The organism is Pseudoxanthomonas sp. LjRoot143 (assembly GCF_964252945.1).
Classification (GTDB): domain Bacteria; phylum Pseudomonadota; class Gammaproteobacteria; order Xanthomonadales; family Xanthomonadaceae; genus Pseudoxanthomonas_A.
The window spans coordinates 1,216,565-1,236,047 of sequence record NZ_CAXUPM020000001.1 but is presented as its reverse complement, the minus strand read 5'-3'; the positions used below and the strand labels follow the sequence as shown (position 1 = coordinate 1,236,047).

17 protein-coding genes are annotated in these 19,483 nt (G+C 68.5%); 11 read left to right on the top strand and 6 right to left on the bottom strand.

What is annotated here, in order from left to right:
• The first annotated feature begins 36 nt into the window (after positions 1-36).
• A complete protein-coding gene (locus ACSQ1W_RS05770; RefSeq protein ID WP_436042202.1) occupies positions 37-1,728 on the top strand; it encodes an Hsp70 family protein in 1,692 nt (563 codons plus the stop codon).
• Positions 1,725-3,110: a DnaJ domain-containing protein gene (locus tag ACSQ1W_RS05765; RefSeq protein WP_436042201.1), complete on the top strand. Its 1,386-nt coding sequence runs from the start codon at positions 1,725-1,727 to the stop codon at positions 3,108-3,110. The genes ACSQ1W_RS05770 and ACSQ1W_RS05765 overlap by 4 nt, the downstream gene beginning before the upstream one ends.
• A 6-nt stretch (positions 3,111-3,116) precedes the next feature.
• Here the strand turns inward: ACSQ1W_RS05765 and ACSQ1W_RS05760 are convergent, their stop codons facing one another.
• Genes ACSQ1W_RS05760 through ACSQ1W_RS05750 form a run of 3 tightly spaced genes read right to left on the bottom strand, consistent with a single transcriptional unit; the run spans position 3,117 to position 5,458 of the window.
• Complete coding sequence (locus ACSQ1W_RS05760; protein ID WP_436042199.1) at positions 3,117-3,350, bottom strand: DUF6587 family protein; 234 nt, start codon at positions 3,348-3,350, stop codon at positions 3,117-3,119.
• A gap of 3 nt (positions 3,351-3,353) precedes the next feature.
• Positions 3,354-5,216, bottom strand: coding sequence for a ferrous iron transport protein B (gene feoB, locus ACSQ1W_RS05755; RefSeq protein ID WP_436042197.1), 1,863 nt, complete (start codon positions 5,214-5,216; stop codon positions 3,354-3,356).
• On the bottom strand, positions 5,213-5,458 hold the full coding sequence (locus tag ACSQ1W_RS05750; RefSeq protein ID WP_436042195.1) for a FeoA family protein: 246 nt from the start codon (positions 5,456-5,458) through the stop codon (positions 5,213-5,215). The genes feoB and ACSQ1W_RS05750 overlap by 4 nt, the downstream gene beginning before the upstream one ends.
• Before the next feature lie 108 nt (positions 5,459-5,566).
• Here ACSQ1W_RS05750 and ACSQ1W_RS05745 point away from each other — a divergent pair, with 108 nt between their 5' ends.
• The 8 genes from ACSQ1W_RS05745 (at position 5,567) to yeiP (ending at position 14,412) form a co-directional block, all read left to right on the top strand.
• On the top strand, positions 5,567-6,370 hold the full coding sequence (locus ACSQ1W_RS05745; protein WP_436042193.1) for an enoyl-CoA hydratase-related protein: 804 nt from the start codon (positions 5,567-5,569) through the stop codon (positions 6,368-6,370).
• A gap of 4 nt (positions 6,371-6,374) precedes the next feature.
• Complete coding sequence (locus tag ACSQ1W_RS05740; RefSeq protein WP_436042191.1) at positions 6,375-6,776, top strand: VOC family protein; 402 nt, start codon at positions 6,375-6,377, stop codon at positions 6,774-6,776.
• Positions 6,776-8,767 (top strand): acetyl-CoA carboxylase biotin carboxylase subunit, encoded by a 1,992-nt coding sequence (locus ACSQ1W_RS05735; RefSeq protein ID WP_436042189.1) that lies wholly within the window; start codon positions 6,776-6,778, stop codon positions 8,765-8,767. Before ACSQ1W_RS05740 ends, ACSQ1W_RS05735 begins: the two co-directional genes overlap by 1 nt.
• On the top strand, positions 8,764-9,393 hold the full coding sequence (locus ACSQ1W_RS05730; RefSeq protein WP_436042188.1) for a hypothetical protein: 630 nt from the start codon (positions 8,764-8,766) through the stop codon (positions 9,391-9,393). Before ACSQ1W_RS05735 ends, ACSQ1W_RS05730 begins: the two co-directional genes overlap by 4 nt.
• Positions 9,390-10,301 carry a hydroxymethylglutaryl-CoA lyase gene (locus ACSQ1W_RS05725; protein WP_436042187.1) on the top strand — a complete coding sequence of 304 codons (912 nt, stop codon included), beginning with the start codon at positions 9,390-9,392 and terminating at the stop codon, positions 10,299-10,301. The genes ACSQ1W_RS05730 and ACSQ1W_RS05725 overlap by 4 nt, the downstream gene beginning before the upstream one ends.
• Positions 10,298-12,856 (top strand): sensor domain-containing protein, encoded by a 2,559-nt coding sequence (locus ACSQ1W_RS05720; RefSeq protein WP_436042186.1) that lies wholly within the window; start codon positions 10,298-10,300, stop codon positions 12,854-12,856. Before ACSQ1W_RS05725 ends, ACSQ1W_RS05720 begins: the two co-directional genes overlap by 4 nt.
• A 171-nt stretch (positions 12,857-13,027) precedes the next feature.
• Positions 13,028-13,798: an SDR family NAD(P)-dependent oxidoreductase gene (locus ACSQ1W_RS05715; protein ID WP_436042185.1), complete on the top strand. Its 771-nt coding sequence runs from the start codon at positions 13,028-13,030 to the stop codon at positions 13,796-13,798.
• Positions 13,799-13,845: 47 nt separating this feature from the next.
• Positions 13,846-14,412, top strand: a complete 567-nt coding sequence (yeiP, locus tag ACSQ1W_RS05710) for an elongation factor P-like protein YeiP (protein ID WP_093297452.1) — start codon at positions 13,846-13,848, stop codon at positions 14,410-14,412.
• Positions 14,413-14,419: 7 nt separating this feature from the next.
• Here yeiP and ACSQ1W_RS05705 read toward each other — a convergent pair whose 3' ends face one another.
• The 3 genes from ACSQ1W_RS05705 to ACSQ1W_RS05695 form a co-directional block, all read right to left on the bottom strand.
• The gene (locus ACSQ1W_RS05705; protein WP_436042183.1) at positions 14,420-16,243 is read right to left on the bottom strand and encodes a DUF7844 domain-containing protein; all 1,824 of its coding nucleotides are present in this window, start codon (positions 16,241-16,243) and stop codon (positions 14,420-14,422) included.
• Positions 16,243-16,542, bottom strand: coding sequence for a DUF2388 domain-containing protein (locus tag ACSQ1W_RS05700; protein WP_192268643.1), 300 nt, complete (start codon positions 16,540-16,542; stop codon positions 16,243-16,245). The genes ACSQ1W_RS05705 and ACSQ1W_RS05700 overlap by 1 nt, the downstream gene beginning before the upstream one ends.
• 89 nt (positions 16,543-16,631) lie before the next feature.
• A complete protein-coding gene (locus ACSQ1W_RS05695; RefSeq protein ID WP_436042181.1) occupies positions 16,632-18,020 on the bottom strand; it encodes an FAD-binding oxidoreductase in 1,389 nt (462 codons plus the stop codon).
• A gap of 192 nt (positions 18,021-18,212) precedes the next feature.
• Here ACSQ1W_RS05695 and serA point away from each other — a divergent pair, with 192 nt between their 5' ends.
• Entirely contained in the window at positions 18,213-19,454 is a 1,242-nt protein-coding gene (serA, locus tag ACSQ1W_RS05690; protein WP_436042179.1) for a phosphoglycerate dehydrogenase, read from the top strand.
• The last annotated feature ends 29 nt before the right edge of the window (positions 19,455-19,483 follow it).

The window sequence follows — 19,483 nt, the reverse complement described above, 5'->3', positions numbered from 1 at the left end:
CACTCGACGCCGACATGGACGCCAGCGGGGGACTGGATGATCGTCGGCATCGATTTGGGGACCACGCACTCGCTGATCGGGTATTACGGACCGGAGGGTCCTGTCCTGATCCCGAACGCGCTGGGCGAGCTGCTCACGCCGTCCGTGGTCAGCGTGGATGCCGAAGAAGCCCTGATCGTAGGGCGGCCGGCGGTCGACCGCCTCATCACCCATCCGCAGCGCAGCGTCGCCAGCTTCAAGCGCTGGATGGGCACCAACCGCATCACCCGCCTCGGCAAGCACGCCCTGCGCCCGGAGGAGTTGTCGGCGATCGTGCTGCGCTCGTTGCTGGCGGATGCCGAGAGCCACCTGGGCACGCCGGTCACCGAAGCCGTGATCAGCGTTCCCGCGTACTTCGGCGACGCCCAGCGCAAGGCGACGCGGATCGCGGGTGAGCTGGCCGGCATCAAGGTCGAGCGACTGATCAACGAACCCACCGCCGCCGCCATGGCCTATGGCCTGCAGCAGCGCGACGGTGGCCGCTTCCTGGTATTCGACCTGGGCGGCGGCACGTTCGACGTTTCCATTCTTGAGATGTTCGACGGGGTGATGGAAGTGCACGCCAGTGCGGGCGACAACTTCCTCGGCGGCGAGGATTTCCTGTCCGTCATGCGCGACGCCTGCCTGCGCGACACCGGGTTCGACCCGCAGAAACTGACCGCGGCCGAGGACGCGCACCTGCGCCGGCGCCTGGAACTGGCCAAGCGCGAGCTCTCCAACACCACCAGCCAGGCCCTGACCGTGGACTTCACCCTGGGCGGAGAACCGCGCCAGTGGCAAGTCGACGAAGCCGCCTTCGCCCGCCTGTGCGAGCCGCTGGTGCAGCGCATGCGCGCGCCGCTGGAGCGCGCCATGCGCGACGCCCGGCTCGGCCCGGGGCAGCTGGACCACCTCGTGCTGGTCGGCGGCGCCTCGCGCATGCCGTTGACCGCCCGACTCGTCTCGCGCATGTTCGGCCGGCTGCCGTTGCGCCATATCAACCCCGACGAAGCCATCGCGCGCGGGGCCGCCGTGGCAGCCGGCATGAAGGCGCGCGACGAGAAGCTCGAGGAAGTCATCCTGACCGATGTCTGCCCGCACTCGCTCGGCGTCGACACCGGCCGCGACGATGGCCACGGCCAGGTCACCACCGGCCTGTTCTCGCCGATCATCCACCGCAACGCTACGGTGCCGGTCAGTCGCGTCGAACGCTACCAGCCGATGCGCGACCTGCAGACCCAGGTGGAATTCAATATCTACCAGGGCGAAAGCCCGCGCGTGGAGAACAACGTCAAGCTCGGCACGATCACCGTGAAGGTGCCGGCGAAGGCCGCCCACGACAACCCGGTCGATATCCGCTTCACCTACGACGTCAACGGCCTGCTGCAGGTGGAGGCGACCGTGCTGGCCACCGGCGAAACGCACGAGGTGGTGCTGGAGCAGAACCCCGGCGTGCTGTCGGCGTCCGAGATCCGGGACCGCCTCGCCACCCTGTCCGAGCTGAAGGTGCACCCGCGCGACCAGCAGGAAAACCTCGCGGTGATCGCGCGTGCGGAGCGGCTGTACGAGGAGCTGCTGTGGGCGCGCCACGACCTGCAGGATGCGCTGGTCCGCTTCCGCGCCGTCCTGGATGGCCAGGATCCGATGCAGATCCGCGAGCATCGTGCCGATTTCGCGCGGATGCTGGAGCACATCGAGGCGCAGGCGTGAGCGAATGGCCGTACGACCTGCTCGAGATCGATGACGACGCGGACGAACGCACCATCAAGCGTGCGTACGCGCGCCTGCTGAAGCGCCACAGGCCGGACGAAGATCCCGCCGGATTCCAGCGGCTCAACGAGGCGTACCAGGCAGCGCTGTCGTACCAGCACGACACTACGGTCCAGCAGGCCCACGAGGACGGCTTGGCCGGGACGGCCGCGCTGCTGCCGATCATCGAGACGGACCACTCCGATGGGCAGGCGCCGCACGTCACGCCTCCTGTCGGCAACGCGGGGCCATCCAGCCCGTCCACGGCGCGCGTCGACGAAGCGCGATTGCGTGACGAGCTGATGGCGCGCGCCACGCACGAGTTGCCCAGTCTCCTGCGGCAGCATCTGGCGCAGCATCCCGACCTGTACTCGCTGGAGGTCAAGCGACGCATCGGGTCGGATGTATTCGAACAGATCGCCTACGAGGACAAGCCGGTGTCCCCGGGCAACCTGGCGGTGCTGGGTGAGTTCTTCGGCTTCACGCCACCGGAATGGGTGGAAAAGCGCACGCACGTCATGCGGGCGGTGGAAAACGAGGATACGCAGGCCTTCGACGAAGACCGGCCGTTGACCATCCGGCAACTGAAACGTCCGTTCCGGTGGCCGCTGGCACTGCTGCTGGCCTGCATGCCGGGCTTTTCGATCCGCGCCGCGCGACTGTCCCAGCGACTGACGGCGGACTACGGCGATGATGTTCCCGGACTGGACAGGCGCCAGCAAGGCTTCTTCAGCCGTCTGGCGGATCCCTTCTATGCCGGCGCCTGGCGCTGGGCGACGGTCCTGCTCTCGGCGCTGGTCGCCACGTTGCTGATCGCCGGCCTATGCCACTTGACTGCCGTCGAGCCCGATCGCGCGACGCGGGTGACGGGCATGACGTTCGCCGCCGTCGCCGGCATGCTGTGCATGTGGCACGCCATGCGCGTGCTGTGGGCGCTGCGCGACCGTCCGTCCACGATGCACGCGCCCTGGATCGCCCTGATGCCAGTCTGGCTCGCCGTCGCCGGCTTGCTGGCGGCACTGCTGTTGCCCGGCATACCGGCCTTGGGTTTCGCGCTGGTGTTGCCGGCGGCGCTGCTGCACTTCCGGCAGTTCTTCGACGTGCTGCGCTTCGGCATCGGCGTCAGCTGGCTGGTGCGTGCGCTGCCCATCGGCGAGGCGTTGTCCCCCTGGGTGGCAGCGCTTGCGGGGGCTGCCATCGGCGTGAACATCTGCGACTGGGCCTTCGCCCGGCGGCACCGGATCAGCCTGGCGGACGCCGCGGGGAACCGGTGGACGACGGTCACGTCCTTCGTCGTCTTCGTGTCGATGGTGGTACTGGGTCTGGTGTTGCGGCTTTCCTGATCGCCTTCAGCCGCAGCCGTCGCACCCGCCGCAGGTCTTGCCGGTGGTCATGCCGGGGGGCGCGATCCAGCGCCCCAGCCCGCGGACCCAGCCCGCGCGATCCTCACGCAACAGCGGCAGCGCCAGCGCGACCCGCGCCTTGCGCAGCGGACCGGGGAACTGCTTCTTCAGCACGACCCATGCACTGACCACCACCGCGACCGCGATGATGGCGTACTGCAGGGCGAGCGAGACATCCATGGCTCAGCCCGCACCCAGCGCCTTGGCGACCTGGTAGGTCACCAGCGAGGCGAGATAGGCGAGTGCGAACAGGTAGAACGTCGCGAAGCCCATCTGCTTCCACGATCCCGTTTCGCGCTTGATGGTGGCGAGCGTCGAGATGCACATCGGCGCATAGATGAACCACACCAGCAGCGACAGTGCGGTGGCCAGCGACCAGCCGTCGCTGATGACCGGCGTCAGCGCCTGGATGGCGGCATCGTCATCCGCGGCGGAAAGCGAGTAGATCGTCGCCAGTGAGGACACCGCGACCTCGCGCGCGCCCATGCCCGGGATCAGCGCGATACAGATCTGCCAGTTGAAGCCCAGCGGCGCGAAGAACACCGCCATGGCGTGGCCGATGCGTCCGGCAAAGCTGTAGTCGATGGCCGGCCCTACGGCATCGGCCGGCGCCTCCGGGAACGTCAGCAAGACCCACAGCAGGATCGTCAGCGCCAGGATGATGCCGCCGACGCGCTTGAGGAAGATCATGGCGCGCTCGTACAGCCCGATCAGCAGGTCGCGCGGATGCGGGATGCGATAGGACGGCAACTCCAGCAGCAGCGCATGCTCGCTCTTGTCGCGCCGCCACTTCTTCATCACCCAGGAGACCACCAGCGCGCTGAAGATGCCGGCGGCGTACAGCCCGAACATCACCAGACCCTGCTGATTGAAGATGCCCACCTTCTCGTCTGGGATGAACGCAGCGATCAGCAGCGTATAGACCGGCAGGCGCGCGGAGCACGTCATCAGGGGCGCGACCAGGATCGTCGCGATGCGGTCGCGCGGATCCTGGATGCTGCGCGTGGCCATGATGCCGGGCACAGCGCAGGCGAAGCTCGACAGCAAGGGAATGAACGAGCGGCCCGACAGCCCCGCCCCACGCATCAGGCGATCCAGCAGGAAGGCGGCGCGCGGCAGGTAGCCACTCTCTTCCAGCGCCAGGATGAAGGCGAACAGGATCAGGATCTGCGGCAGGAACACGACCACTCCGCCCAGGCCCGCGATGATGCCATCCACCATCAGGCTGTTGAGTGGCCCTTCCGGCAGCAGCCCTCCCACGACCTCGCCCAGCCACCCGGTGCCCGCTTCGATGGCATCCGCAAACGGCGTCGCCCACGCGAACACGGCCTGGAAGATCAGGAACATCACGACGACGAGGACGGCGAAGCCGAACACGGGCTGCAGCAGCCAGCGGTCCAGCGCATCATCGATCTTCGCCGTGCGTTCCGGCATGGTGACCGCGAGCGACAACAGGCGACGTGTTTCCGCATGCAGGTCGGCGCCATCGCCCAGACGCGTGCGCGGCTCGTGCGGCTGTGCCGCCATGCGATCGATCTGCTCGACCAGCGCGCGCGCGCCGCCGTGCCTCACCGCGACGGTCTCGACCACCGGCACACCGAGTTCGCGCTCCAGTGCGGACAGGTCGATGGCGATGCCGCGACGCTGCGCGGCATCCATCATGTTGACCGCCAGGATCATCGGCTTGCCGAGTTCGCGCACTTCCAGCGCGAAACGCAGGTGCAGGCGCAGGTTGGTGGCATCCACCACGCAGACCAGCACGTCCGGCGCGGCCTCGCCGGGATAGAAGCCGCGGCAGACATCACGGGTGACGGCCTCGTCGAGGCTCGCAGCATGCAGGCTGTACGCGCCCGGCAGGTCCAGCACGGCGTAGCTGCGACCGGAGTCGCTCGAATGCAGGCGCCCTTCCTTGCGCTCGACGGTGACGCCGGCGTAGTTGGCGACCTTTTGCCGGCTGCCGGTCAACTGGTTGAACAACGCGGTCTTGCCGCAGTTGGGATTGCCGACCAGCGCCAGCCGCAGCGTCGATGCGTCGGGCGCGCTCATGCTGCCGCTCCGGCGCGCAATCGCACGCGCGCGGCTTCCGAGCGACGCAGGGCGAAGCGGGTAAAGCCCACCTGCACCAGCAGCGGTTCGGCGCCCAGCGGACCCTTCGCCACGATTTCGACTTCCTCGCCGTTGACGAAGCCCAGCTCGCGCAGGCGACGGGCGATGTTGTCCTGCGGACCATGGTCCTCGACGGATTCGACGATGGCGGGCGTACGCCGGGGAAGGTCGGTCAGGATCACGCAGCAGCCTCAAATGCGAACTGTTCTCATTGTAGCATCGCCGCACTGCACGACGGCCGCAACGGACTGTGCCGCTATCATTCGGCGACTTTGCAGGGAATGGCAGGCATGGCGGCATCACCGCAGGAACACCCTCTCGTACTGACCCGCGCCGGCGCCGTGGCGCGCATCCGGCTGGATCGCCCCGCCCTGCACAACGCCTTCGATGCAGGCCTGATCGCGGCGCTGACGGAGACGCTGGTCCAGATGGGTGCCGACCCCGCTGTCCGGGCCGTGGTACTGGAGGGCAGCGGCGCCTCGTTCTCCGCCGGCGCCGACCTGAACTGGATGCGCGGCATGGCGGCGGCCAGCGAAGGCGCGAACCGCGAGGACGCCCTCGCCCTCGCCCGCCTGATGCGCACGCTGGACGAACTGCCGAAGCCCACGATCGCCCGGGTCCATGGCGCGGCGTTCGGCGGCGGTGTCGGCCTGGTCGCGTGCTGCGACATTGCCATCGGCGTGCCGGAGGCGAAGTTCGGCCTGACCGAAAGCAAGCTGGGGCTGCTGCCCGCGGTGATCTCGCCGTACGTCATCGCCGCCATCGGGCCGCGCGAGGCACGTCGCTGGTTCGCCACCGCCGAGATCTTCGACGCCGCCACGGCGCTGCGGATCGGGCTGTTGCACGACGTGGTCGCCGCCGACGCGCTGGACGCCGCCATCGAACGCCAGCTTGCGCTGCTGTTGAAGGCCGGCCCGCACGCCGCTGCGGGCGCGAAGCGTCTGGTCGTTCGCGTGGCGGACTGCTTCGACCGCGACCGGCTCGACGCTGACAACGCCGACCTCATCGCCGGACTGCGCGTATCGGCGGAGGGCCAGGAGGGGTTGTCCGCTTTCCTCGACAAGCGCGCGCCGGCGTGGACCCTCAAGGAGTGACCGCATGATCGATCATCTGGGCATCGACGTCGCCGACTACGCACGCAGCCGCGCCTTCTACCAGGATGTGCTCGCCACGCTCGGCCATGGCGTCGTGATGGAGGTGACGCGCGACATGACGGGCGGTTACGAAGGCTGCGGCTTCGGTCCGCCGGGCCGTCCGCATTTCTGGGTCGGCAAGGGCAGCGGCGAGCCCGGCCGGGGCGCCCACATCGCGTTCACCGCACAGAGCCGTGCGCAGGTGGACGCTTTCCACGCTGCCGCACTCGCGGCCGGCGCGCGGGACAACGGCGCGCCCGGCCTGCGTCCGCACTACCACGCGCACTATTACGGCGCCTTCGCCATCGATCCCGACGGCCACAACATCGAAGCCGTCTGCCACCTGCCTGCGGAAACACAGTCCTGATGTTCTCCAAGATCCTGATCGCCAACCGCGGCGAAATCGCCTGCCGCGTCATCCGCACCTGCCGCCGGCTCGGTATCCGCACCGTCGCCGTGTACTCCGAAGCCGACGCCGACGCCCAGCACGTGCGCCAGGCCGACGAGGCCTGCCTGATCGGCGGACCGCGCCCCGCCGACAGCTACCTGCGCGGCGACGCCATCCTGGAGGCGGCGAAGACGACCGGCGCCCAGGCCATCCATCCGGGCTATGGCTTCCTGTCGGAGAACGCCGACTTCGCCGATGCCGTCGCGGCCGCCGGCATGGTGTTCATCGGCCCGTCCGGCGCGTCCATGCGAAAGATGGGCAGCAAGGCCGGTGCCAAGGAACTGATGGCCGCTGCCGGCGTACCGGTCGTCCCCGGCTATACGGGCGAGGACCAGTCGCCGAATACGCTGTCACGCGAAGCGGCGCGCATCGGTTTTCCGCTGATGATCAAGGCCGCGCACGGCGGTGGTGGCAAGGGCATGCGCGTGGTGCACCGGCTGGAGGACTTCATCGCCCAGTTGGAAAGCTGCCAGCGCGAGGCCGCGAATGCGTTCGGCCGCGACCGCGTGCTGCTGGAACGCTACGTGCAGTCGCCACGCCATATCGAAATCCAGGTATTCGCCGACACGCATGGCCACACCCTGCATCTCAACGAGCGCGAATGCTCCGCCCAGCGCCGCTACCAGAAGGTGCTGGAAGAGTCGCCCTCGCCGTTCCTGACGCCGGCGTTGCGCACCGCGATGGGCGATGCGGCGGTGAAAGCCGCGCAGGCCATCGATTACGCCAACGCGGGTACGGTGGAATTCATCGTCGACCCCGACGGCCAGTTCTACTTCATGGAGATCAATACCCGCCTGCAGGTGGAGCATCCGGTCACCGAGATGGTCACCGGCCTGGACCTGGTGGAGTGGCAGCTGCGCGTGGCCGCGGGCGAACCGCTGCCGCTGGCGCAGGACGCCATCGTGCAGCGCGGCCATGCCATCGAAGTGCGCCTGTACGCGGAAGATCCGGAGGCCGGCTTCCTGCCGGGATCCGGACGGCTGGAGTCGCTGGTCCTGCCCGCACCCTCGGCCCAGGTGCGCCTCGATGCCGGCGTCATCGAAGGTGACACGGTGACCATCTTCTACGACCCGATGATCGCCAAGCTGATCGTCTGGGGCGAGGACCGGCCCACCGCGCTGGCGCGGCTGCGCGCCGCGCTGGCCGAGTGCGACATCGTCGGGCCCAAATCGAACATCGGCTTCCTCGAGCAGCTCGCCCGGCACCCTGCCGTGGTGGAGGGGCGCATCGATACCGGGTATCTGGACCGCCATCTGGGCGAGTTCATGCCCGCACCGACACTGACGACCGACCTGCAGGTGGCGGCCGCCGTCGCCGTCCTGCTGGAACAGGAGGCGTCCGCCCGCATCGACGCCGCCGTATCGGGCGACCCGGGCTCCCCTTGGGCCATCGCCGATGGCTGGCGCTTGGGCCACGCCGGCCGCCGGCCACTGGCCCTCCAGCACCGCGACCAGCGCTGGGAGACGCTCGCACACGGCCATGGCGGCCGCTATGCCGTCGAGGTGGATGGCGCGACGCATGCGGTCGCCGGTGCCAGGCTGACCGCTGGACTGCTCGAGTTGCGTATCCATGATCAGGCACGACGCTTCCGCGTCCACCGCCACGGCACCCGCCTCACCCTGCACGACGGGGAACGGCGCGCCACGCTGGAGACGCTGCCGGCGTACCAGCGGACGGCAGGTGGGGACAGCGGCGGGGACGGCCGCATCATCGCGCCGATGCCGGGCCGGGTGGTGGTGGTCAAGGCGCGGGTCGGGGACAGCGTGGACGCAGGACAGGAGCTGCTGGTGATGGAAGCGATGAAGATGGAGCTGGCCGTCAAGGCACCGCGCGCCGGCGTGGTGGCGGAACTGCGCGCGGCGGCTGGCGATTTCGTCGACGCCGATACCGTGCTGGTGACGCTGGAGTGAGGTCCGTCCCGCCGTCATCGTGGCGCACGGCCGTCGCCCTGCTGGCGGCCTGCATGCTGGGCGGCTGCGTGATGTTCGAGCAGCCGCCGGCACCGCTGGCCTGCGATCCGGCCCTCGTCGGCCGCTGGATTCCCTTGCCCGACAGCCCGCAGGACCGCGTGCCGCTGGGCAAGGACGATTACGCGGACGTGGACGCCACCTGCCGCGTGCGCCTGCACGATGCCGCGCGCGCCGATGCACCGCAGTTCGACGCGCTCGGATTCGAACTCGAGGGCGAACGCTACCTCGCCCTCGGCTTCAAGGAACTGGAAGGCTTGTTCGGCACCGGCAAGGCGGCCGCACCGCCGATCCCGAAGGGCATGCCGCCCGGCGCGGTCACACTGCTGAAATACCGCATCCGCAACGATACGCTGCAGATCGCGATGCTCGACACGGTGGACATCATGCAACGCGTGCAGGAGGGTTCGCTGAAGGCGCGCGAGGCCGACGCCAGCACCTACGTATTCGAAGGCGGACCCGAGCAACTGCGCAGGTTGCTGCAGTCCGAGCCCGCACTGTTCGACGCCTTCGACGGCCGCGACAAGACGCTGCGCATGCGCCGTGCCAAGGACGGGAAGCGCTCATGAGTGCCCTGCCCCCCAGCACCGATTTCGTCCGCATCGTCGAGGTCGGCCCCCGCGATGGCCTGCAGAACGAGAAGACCCTGGTCGCCACCGTCGACAAGGTCGACCTGATCGACCGGCTGTCGCGCACCGGCCTGCTCAGCATCGAGGCCACCAGCTTCGTCAGCCCCAAATGGGTGCCTCAGCTGGCCGATGCCGCCGAGGTGTTCGCCGCCATCCAGCGGCGTCCCGGCACGGCCTATCCCGTGCTGGTCCCGAACGAGACCGGTTACGACCGCGCACGCGCCGTCGGCGTCGAGGAGGTGGCGGTCTTCACCGCGGCGTCCGAGGCGTTCAACCGCAAGAACATCAACGCCTCCATCGACGAATCCATCGAACGGTTCCGCCCGGTGCTCGAGCGCGCCGCCGCCGATGGCGTGAAGGTACGCGGCTACGTGTCCACCGTGCTCGGCTGTCCCTACCAGGGCGACGTACCGCTGGCCGATGTGGTGCGCGTGGCGCGCCAGTTGCATGCGATGGGCTGCTACGAAATCTCGCTGGGCGACACCATCGGCGTCGGCACGCCGCGCAAGGCGGTCGACATGCTGTCGGCGGTCGCCGCCGAGGTGCCGATGTCCGCTTTGGCCGTGCACTTCCACGACACCTACGGGCAGGCGCTGGCGAACATCCTCGCGTGTCTCGACGTCGGCGTCCGCGTTGTGGATTCAGCGGTCTCCGGCGCGGGCGGCTGCCCTTACGCCAAGGGTGCCAGCGGCAATGTCGCCAGCGAGGACGTGGTCTACCTGCTGCATGGCCTCGGACTGCGCACCGGCGTGGACCTGGACCTGCTGGCGGACACCGGCCGCTGGCTGTCGGCCCGGCTGGGGCGCGAGACCGGCAGCCGCGTCGGCAAGGCCCTGGCGGCCGCATGAACCATCGCCCGGCCAGCGACGTCGACGTGATGGCGCTGGCCGCCGCGCTCGACCGCGCGGCTGCGGCCGAGACCAACCCGTCCACAGCCCGCCTGCTCCAGGACGCGCGCGAGGCGCTGCTCGCCAAGCAGCACGAAGCGGATACCGAGCGCTCGCGTTACCGCAACCTGTTCGACGCGGTCCCCGACCCGGTCAGCATCATCGCCGAGGACGGCACCATCCTGGATCTCAACCAGGCCGGGGCGACGGCATACAAGCGTCCGCGCGACGGGATCGTCGGGCGCAACATCAACGTGCTCAATCCCGACCTGCCGCGCGACCATCTGGTACCGGTGTGGGAAACGCTGAACCGCGGCGAGACCTACGTCATCGAAGTCACCAACATGCGCGGCGACGGCACCCGGTTCCCCGTCGAAGTGCACTCGGCCAACATCAACTTCGACGGCCGCAAGAGCATCGTCGCGGTCGCCCGCGACATCAGCAGCCGCCGGCTGGCGGAACTGCGCTACCGCGAGCTGATGGAGACCATCGACAAGGGCATCGTGGTGCACAACCGCGACCTGGAAGTGCAGTACTGCAATGGTGCCGCGATGCGCATCTTCGGCATCCGCGAGGACCAGCGCGCCGATCAGGAACTGGCGCTGGGTCGCTGGCACATCGTCGACGAACACGGCCGCGAGATGGCGCGCCATGAGCTCCCCGCTCAGCGTGCGCTCGACACCGGCCAGATGGTCGAGAGCGTACTGCTCGGCCTGTACCACCGCGAAAAGAAGCAGTTGCTCTGGCTCACCGCCACCTCGGTGCCGCAGTTCGCGCCCGGCGCGAGCGTACCGTCGCAGGTCAGCACGCTGTTCAGCGACGTCACCGAACTCAAGCGCGACAGCGCGCTGTTCGACCGCGCGCAATCGCTCGCCCACATCGGCGGCTGGGAGTGGGACCTCGGTCGCGACCGCATGTACCTGACCGACGAGGCCCAGCGCATCCTCGGCGCGGCACGCCCGCTGGTCACGCTCAACGACATGCTGTCCTGTCTGCGCGAAACCGACCGTCGCCGCCTGCGCGGTGCGCTGGACCTGATCACCGCCGGCGGCCAGGGTTTCGACCTGGAACTGCAGGGCACCCAGGCCGATGGCCATCCGTTCTGGATCCGCGTGATCGGCGATGCCGAACCGGGCGATCCCGGCGCCTCGCGCATCACCGGCACCATGCAGGACATCTCGCAGGACAAGCAGGCCGAGGAGATGTTGCGCATCCAGGCGCGCACCGATCCGCTGACCGGCCTGATGAACCGCGACGCCGTGCTGACCGAGCTCGGCGCGCGCCTGGCCGATCCCGAGCGCGCGCGCGTCGCAGTGCTCTACATCGACCTCGACCGGTTCAAGATGGTCAACGACGTGCTGGGCCACAACGCCGGCGACGAACTGCTGGTGCAGGCATCGGACCGCATCCGCGGCGCAGTCGGCACCGAGGGGATGATCGCGCGCTTCGGCGGCGACGAGTTCCTGGTGATCTGCGACGCCGGTGAAGACCCCCACCAGCCGGAAGCGATGGCACATGCGGTGCTCGGTGCATTCGCGGATGCGTTCCGCTTCGGCAAGGACGAGTTCGCCATCACCGCCAGCATCGGCCTGGCGGTGGCGCCCGGCGACGGCCTGCGCCCGCAGCAGCTGATCCAGAACGCCGACATCGCGATGTACGACAGCAAGCATCGCGCGCGCAACGGCTGGCAGAGCTTCACCCAGGAACTGGCCCAGCGGCAGCAGGATCGCCTGCAGATCGAGACGCAGTTGCGCCGCGCGGTCGACAACGAGGAGTTCCGCCTTGTCTACCAGCCGCAGGTCGACCTGCGCAACGGCCGCATCATCGCCGGCGAGGCGCTGATCCGCTGGCAGAACCACCAGTTGGGCGAGTTGCGGCCGGACGTCTTCATCAGCCATGCCGAGACCACCGGCGACATCGTGCGCATCGGCAGCTGGGTGCTGCGCGAGGCCTGCCGGCAGGTGGCCGCCTGGCGCGACATGGGCCTGGGCATCGTGCGCGTGGCGGTCAACGTGTCGTACCGCCAGTTCGCCGGCGACGACCTCGCCGATCGCGTGCGCGCCATCCTGGCGGAGTTCGACCTGCCGGGCAGCGCGCTGGAGCTGGAATTCACCGAGCGGGTGCTGATCGAGGACGCCCCTGCCACGCTGCGCACCTTCGCCGACCTGCGCCAGTTGGGCGTGCTGCTGACCATCGACGATTTCGGCGAGGGCTACAGCGCACTGAACTACCTGCGCCGCCTGCCGATCCACGGCCTGAAGCTGAGTCCGCTGTTCACCGAGGGCGTACCGAACAACCGCTCCGACGTCGCGGTCTGCCAGGCGGTCTCGGCGATCGCACGCAGCCTGGGGTTGGGACTGGTGGCCGAAGGCGTGGAGTCCGAAGCCCAGCGCCAGTTCCTGCTGAACCTCGGGGTGCCGGTGGGCCAGGGCTTCCTGTTCGCGCCGGGCCTGTCGCCGGACGAGTTTGCGCGCCGCCTCGCCGACGCCCCGCTGGAGCGGGCGCTGCACGCCTGAGCGCCTCGTCGGGAGAGATTGGTGTGGGAGCGACGTCAGTCGCGATGAAGCTCTACAGGGAGGGCCTTATCGCGACTGACGTCGCTCCCACAGGCGTTACCCGGTCGTGGGCTCCCCGCCCCTCCCCCGCCATCGCGTAAAATGCGGCCCTTTCCGCAGCAGGTTCACCGCATGCAGCTTTCCGATACCCGCGCCGTCATCACCGGCGGTGTCTCCGGCCTCGGCCTGTCCGTGGCCCGCCACCTCGTCGCCCGGGGCGGCAAGGCGGCGCTGTTCGATGTCAACGACGACAAGGGTGCGGCCGCCGTCGCCGAACTCGGCGAGGCCAACGTCCGCTACTTCCGCACCGACGTGACCGATGAAGCGGGCGTGGCGGCGAACGTGGCGGCGGCGAAGGAATTTCTGGGCGGCCTGAATGCGGCGATCAACTGTGCCGGCATCCTCGGTGCCGGCCGTGTCCTGGGCAAGGAAGCGCCCATGCCGCTGTCGACCTTCCAGGCCACCGTGATGGTCAACCTGGTCGGCAGCTTCAACGTGGCCAAGGCCGCCGCGGACCTCATGCAGCACAACACCCCGAACGCCGACGGCGAGCGCGGCATCATCGTCAACACCGCCAGCGTGGCGGCGTACGAAGGCCAGATCGGCCAGGCCGCCTACTCGGCCTCCAAGGGCGGTGTGGTCGGCATGACCCTGCCGATGGCCCGCGAACTGTCGCGCTTCGGCATCCGCGTGATGACCGTCGCCCCGGGCATCTTCTGGACGCCGATGGTCGATGGCATGCCGGAGGCCGTGCAGCAGTCGCTCAGCGCGTCGATCCCCTTCCCGTCCCGCCTCGGCAAGCCGGAGGAGTTCGCCGACCTGGTCGCCTACATCCTCGGCAACCCGTACCTCAACGGCGAGACCATCCGCCTCGACGGCGCGGTGCGCCTGGCGCCGAAGTAAACGGGCCCGCGCCCTCCACTTTCCCATTCCCCAGATACGGTTGATCCATGAAGGCTTTCGACATCAAGAAGGGCAACGTCGTCGAACACAACGGCGGCGTGTACCAGATCCGCGACATCGAGCGCAGCTCGCCGCAGGGCCGCGGCGGCAACGTGCGCTTCCGCTTCATCATGTACAGCGTGCCGGGCGGCAACAAGCTGGATGCCAGCTTCGATGCCGACGACAACCTGTCCGAAGTGGAGCTGCTGCGCCGCCAGGCGACGTATTCCTACAAGGACGGCGACGCCTTCGTCTTCCTCGACGACGAGGACTACACGCCCTACACGCTGGATGCGAACGTCATCGGCGACGACGCCGGCTACATCACCGACGGCCTCAGCGGCTGCTATGTGCAGGTCATCGACGAACTGCCGGTCGCGCTGCAGCTGCCGCAGCACGTGACGCTGGAAGTGGTCGAGACGCCGCCGGAACTGAAGGGTGGTACCGCCACCAAGCGTCCGAAGCCGGCCAAGCTGAGCACCGGCATCGAGATCATGGTGCCGGAGTACATCACCAACGGTGAGCGCATCCTGGTCAACACGACGACCGGCGAATTCGGCGGCCGCGCCGACTGAGGCCGGGTCACGACGCGCCTGCCGCATCCCCTGCGCGCAGGCGCGCGCCGATCGTCTCGAGGTTCGCCTCGATGCCCCGCAGTACGTCGCGCTGGTCGGCGGGCAGCCATCGCTCCAGTTCGGTGCGCAGCACGCCATCCTGCTCGCGCAGGCGTGCCACGCGGATTCTCGCCTCCTCCGCCACGCTCGCGCGCTCGTCGGCCTGCGGCAGCCCGTAGCCTTCGGGCACCAGTTCAGAAGGCCGACTGACGAAGCCGGTGTCGCCGAGCCACGTGCGCAACGCGTCCAGTGCCCGTGCGATGTCGTCCGGCGCGTCGCGCCCCAGATACCGCCGCTTCAGTGCGTCGCGCAGCAGCAATTGGTGGCGACGCTGCGCCGCGTTCTCCAGCACAAACAACGCCGCACTGACGCGCAGGTCGGCCTGCGGCAACCAGACGGCGCGTTCGCCCGGCGACAGCGCCAGCCAGGCCTGCGCATCGCGGTGCGGCAGCGACAGTGCGTCGCGCGCGACCGCGAACAGCGCGTCGTACCGCGCGCTCATCGGCTCGAAGTAGTGGCCGAGCCGGCGTGCTTCGTCGGCATCCTCGAGCACGCGCGGATCCGCGATGCCGCGACGCTCCAGCTTCCTGAGCAGCCCGGTAGGCGTGATGCTCGCCAGCGGCTCGTTGGCCAGGCGTGGCACGCCGTCATGCAGCAGCTTCCACGTTTCCACGGCGCAGTTGTTGCTGATGAAGTAGTAGCGGCCGTCGTAACTCCAGTGCAGCTGGGCGGCGCGCTCCAGCAGCGAGGCGATTTCGTTCGTCTCCAGTTGCAGGGGAATGGACTGCAAGCCACGCAACTCGACCCGGGTGTACTCCTCGATCACCTGGTCCAGCGGCAGCAGGAACAGCCGCGACGGGTACGAGCCGGTCAGGCCACGCCAGCCGGAGATCTGCACGTCGCCGACGAAGGCACGGAACGACAGCACGCGATGATGCGAGAGGTCGAAGCGGCAGTCGGGTCCGGGAGTGCGACCGGGCGCGCAGATCACCAGCCGCAGCATGCTGTGGCCCCAGCGGCTCATGGCCTGGGTGTTGCCCTCGGCGAGCAGATAGTCGATCGCGTAGACGCGTGCCGGATCCAAGGACAGCAACGAAGCGTCGCCGGCTTCGGCATCCACATCGAGGAACGGAAGTCCGGGCGCACATGCGTCCACGACGGTCGACACATTGAAATGTGCAGCGAAAAGGCGATGCAACGCCGGACGCCTGCAGGCGTACGCCGGGTCGAGGATGAAGTGCTCCAGGTTCACCGCCACGAATTCGGACGGGCGCTCCCGTTCGTAGGGATCCGGCGTCCGCGCGACGAAGTCGTTGCTTGAACGGCGCCCTGCGAACGGGAACACGCTGCGCTGCCACCCGGCCAGATCGCGCAGGCGCGGATCACCGGACAGGACGTTGCGCCGCGCGCGGTCGTAACTGTGGGCCAGCTCGTGCACCAGCGACTCGCGGACGGCACGCACGGAAGCATCGTCCGCCGGCACCGTGTCGCGCGCTCGCCATGCATCGAGCAATTGGCGCGGCAGCAACACGCGACCACCCACCCGTCGTCCCGCGACATGGTCCGGAAAATCATCGCGCCACTGCAGGACGAGGCCGGAAGGCAGACCATCGCGCCATGTTTCTGGCAGGCGCGGCAGGACATCGTCGATGAGCGACTGCGTCGCGGTGACGTCGTCGGGTGTCAGCCCCGTGGCATCGATCTTGAGCGGGATCGCCGCAGCGGCCGGCCCCAGCCATGCTCCCAGCAGGAGCACGGCGATGCGCCGGCCCCAGGGCCGACGCGGATGCATCAGCGGGCCAGGATCGCCTGCGCCAGCTGCATGTCGCTGGCCTTGCGCGCGGCTTCGTCCTTCTCGCGCAGATGGCGCAGCGCGGCTTCGAGCTGGGCGCCGCGGATACGGCCATCGCTGGCGACGAAACTGGCAGCGTCTTCGCGCGCCTGCACGACGATCTTGTCGTCGCCCGACGAGCTGTCGGACGACGCCGACGAACCGGCCGAGGAAGCACCCGCGGAAGAACCGGCGAAGCTGCCGGCGAGCGTCGGAACGGAGAACGCCAGCAACACGCCGGCCAGGATCAATCGGGACATGGAATTTCCAAACGGGGGAACGCCGTGGCCGGCGCGGTGCGCAAAGACTACCCGCAATCGATGTGGCGAGGATGAATCCGCGACTATTGTCAGCTGTCGAACAGCTTGCCCGGGTTCATCAGCCCATTCGGATCCAGCACCCGTTTGATGCCGCGCATCACCGCGATCTCTTCGGCACTGCGCGTGCTTTCCAGATAGCCCTTCTTAACCAGCCCGATGCCGTGTTCGGCCGAAATGCTGCCGTGGTGGCGCTTCAGCGACGCGGCCAGCAGCTTCGTCACCTGCTCGCATTGCGTGACGAAGTCCGCGTTCTCCATGCCGTCCGGCTTCAGCACGTTGATGTGCAGATTGCCATCGCCGATATGGCCGAACCACACCACGTCGAACTGCGGATAGGCCTCGCCCAGCAGCGACTGCGTTTCGGCCAGGAAGGCCGGCATCGCCGAAATGCGTACCGATACGTCGTTCTTGTAGGGCACGTAGCGCGACAGCGCTTCGGTGATGCCTTCGCGCAGGCGCCACAACTGGGCCGCCTGTGCGTCGGACTGGCTGATCACGCCGTCGCTGACCCAGCCCTGCTCCATGCAGGCTTCGAAGGCCGCCATGGCGGCCGCTTCCTTTGCCTCGTCGCCGATCGCGAATTCGGTGACCACGTAGTACGGATGCACGTCATCGAAGGGCTTCTGCGCGCCATGCGCCAGCACATGGTGCAGCGCGCGGTCGGTGAAGAACTCGAACGCTTCCAGTTGCAGCCGCTCGCGGAACGCGGCGAACACCTGCATCAGTACCTCGAACGATGGCAGCGCCAGCAGCATGACGTTGGTCGGCGGCGGCGGATCGGTCAGCCGCACCGTGGCTTCGACCACGATACCGAGCGTGCCTTCCGATCCGATCCACAGGTGGCGCAGGTCGTAGCCGCTGGAGTTCTTGATCAGCGCCTTGTTGAGCTCCAGCACCTCGCCGGCGCCGGTGACGACCTTGAGGCCGGCGATCCATTCGCGGGTGTTGCCGTAGCGGATCACGCGGATGCCACCGGCGTTGGTGGCGATGTTGCCGCCGATCGCGCAGGAACCACGTGCGGCGAAATCCACCGGATAGACCAGGCCATGGTCGCGCGCCGCGTTGTGCACGGCTTCCAGCGGCATGCCGGCCTGCACGGTCAGCGTGCGGTCCACGGCATTGAAGTCCAGCGCCTGGTTCATGCGCTCCAGGCTCAGCACCAGTTCGCCGTTCGCGGCAACGGCGCCACCCGACAGACCGGTGCGACCGCCCGACGGCACGACGGCGACGCGATGCTCGTTGGCCCAGCGCACCACGGCCTGCACCTCCTCGACCGTGGCCGGCAGCGCGATCGCCAGCGGCGTCGGCGTCCAGCGGCGGGTCCAGTCGCGACCGTAGTGCTCCAGGTCGGCAGGCTCGGTCTTCAGTCGCAGCGCCGGGACGGCATGCTGCAGGGCTTCCAGGCGCGGATCGCTCATTGCGGGGGCAGGACTTTCGGGGGCGCCCAGCGTGCCAGCGATGCGGTGTGGCGTCCAGCCGATACCACCCTTGGTTTCAAGGGCAACCAAGCGAAGAAACAACAACCGAGCTTTCCATGGCGCGCCGCACCATCGACGTCTTCCATCTGGCATAGTGACGGCCCTTTCCCCTCCGCTGCGACCTTTCCGGCAATGTCGATCAAGAAGACCTCGTACCCGAAGCAGGACATCCGCGTGCTGTTGCTGGAAGGGGTCAGTCAGACGGCCGTCGAGACGTTCCGCGCGGCCGGCTATTCGCAGATCGAGTTCCACGAGAAGTCGCTGCCGGAAGACGAACTGAAGCGTCGCATTGCCGAGGCGCACATCGTCGGCATCCGCTCGCGTACCCACCTGAGCGAGGACGTGCTGGCGCAGGCGCGCCGCCTGATCGCGGTGGGCTGCTTCTGCATCGGCACCAACCAAGTGGACCTGGAGGCCGCGGAGCTGGCCGGCATCCCGGTCTTCAACGCGCCCTATTCCAATACCCGCAGCGTGGCCGAGCTGGTGATCGCGCAGGCCATCCTGCTGATGCGCGGCATTCCGCAGAAGAACGCCGAATGCCACCGCGGCGGCTGGAGCAAGTCGGCCGCCGGCAGCCACGAGGTACGCGGCAAGACGCTGGGCATCATCGGCTACGGCCACATCGGCACCCAGGTCGGCGTGCTGGCCGAAGCCCTGGGCATGCAGGTGCTCTTCCACGACATCGAGACCAAGCTGTCGCTCGGCAATGCCCGCTCGGCCGTGAGCCTGGACGACCTGCTGGCGCAGAGCGACGTGGTGACGCTGCACGTGCCGGAGACGGCCGCGACCAAGGACATGTTCGGCGCCGCACAGATCGCCAAGCTCAAGCATGGCGCGCACGTGATCAACGCCTCGCGCGGCACCGTGGTCGACATCGACGCACTGGCCGATGCGCTGAAATCGGGCAAGATCGGCGGTGCGGCGGTCGACGTGTTCCCGCTGGAGCCCAAGGGCAACGCTGAACTGTTCGAGTCGCCGCTGCGCGGCCTCGACAACGTCATCCTCACTCCGCACGTCGGCGGCAGCACGCTGGAGGCGCAGGACAACATCGGCATCGAGGTGGCGGCCAAGCTGGTGCGCTACAGCGACAACGGCAGCACGCTGTCGTCGGTGAACTTCCCCGAGGTCACCCTGCCCGGCCACGACGGCAGCCGCCGCATCCTGCACATCCACCGCAACGCGCCGGGCGTGCTGTCGCAGATCAACGACATCTTCCGCGACCGTGGCATCAACATCGACGGCCAGTTCCTGCGCACCGATCCCAAGGTCGGCTACGTGGTGATCGACGTCACCGCCGACGAGGAGCAGACCGCCAGCCTGCGCGATGCGATGGCGGCGATCGACGGCACGCTGAGGGTGCGCGTGCTGTACTGACGCACGGAGGACGGCGGGTGCGGGCCCGC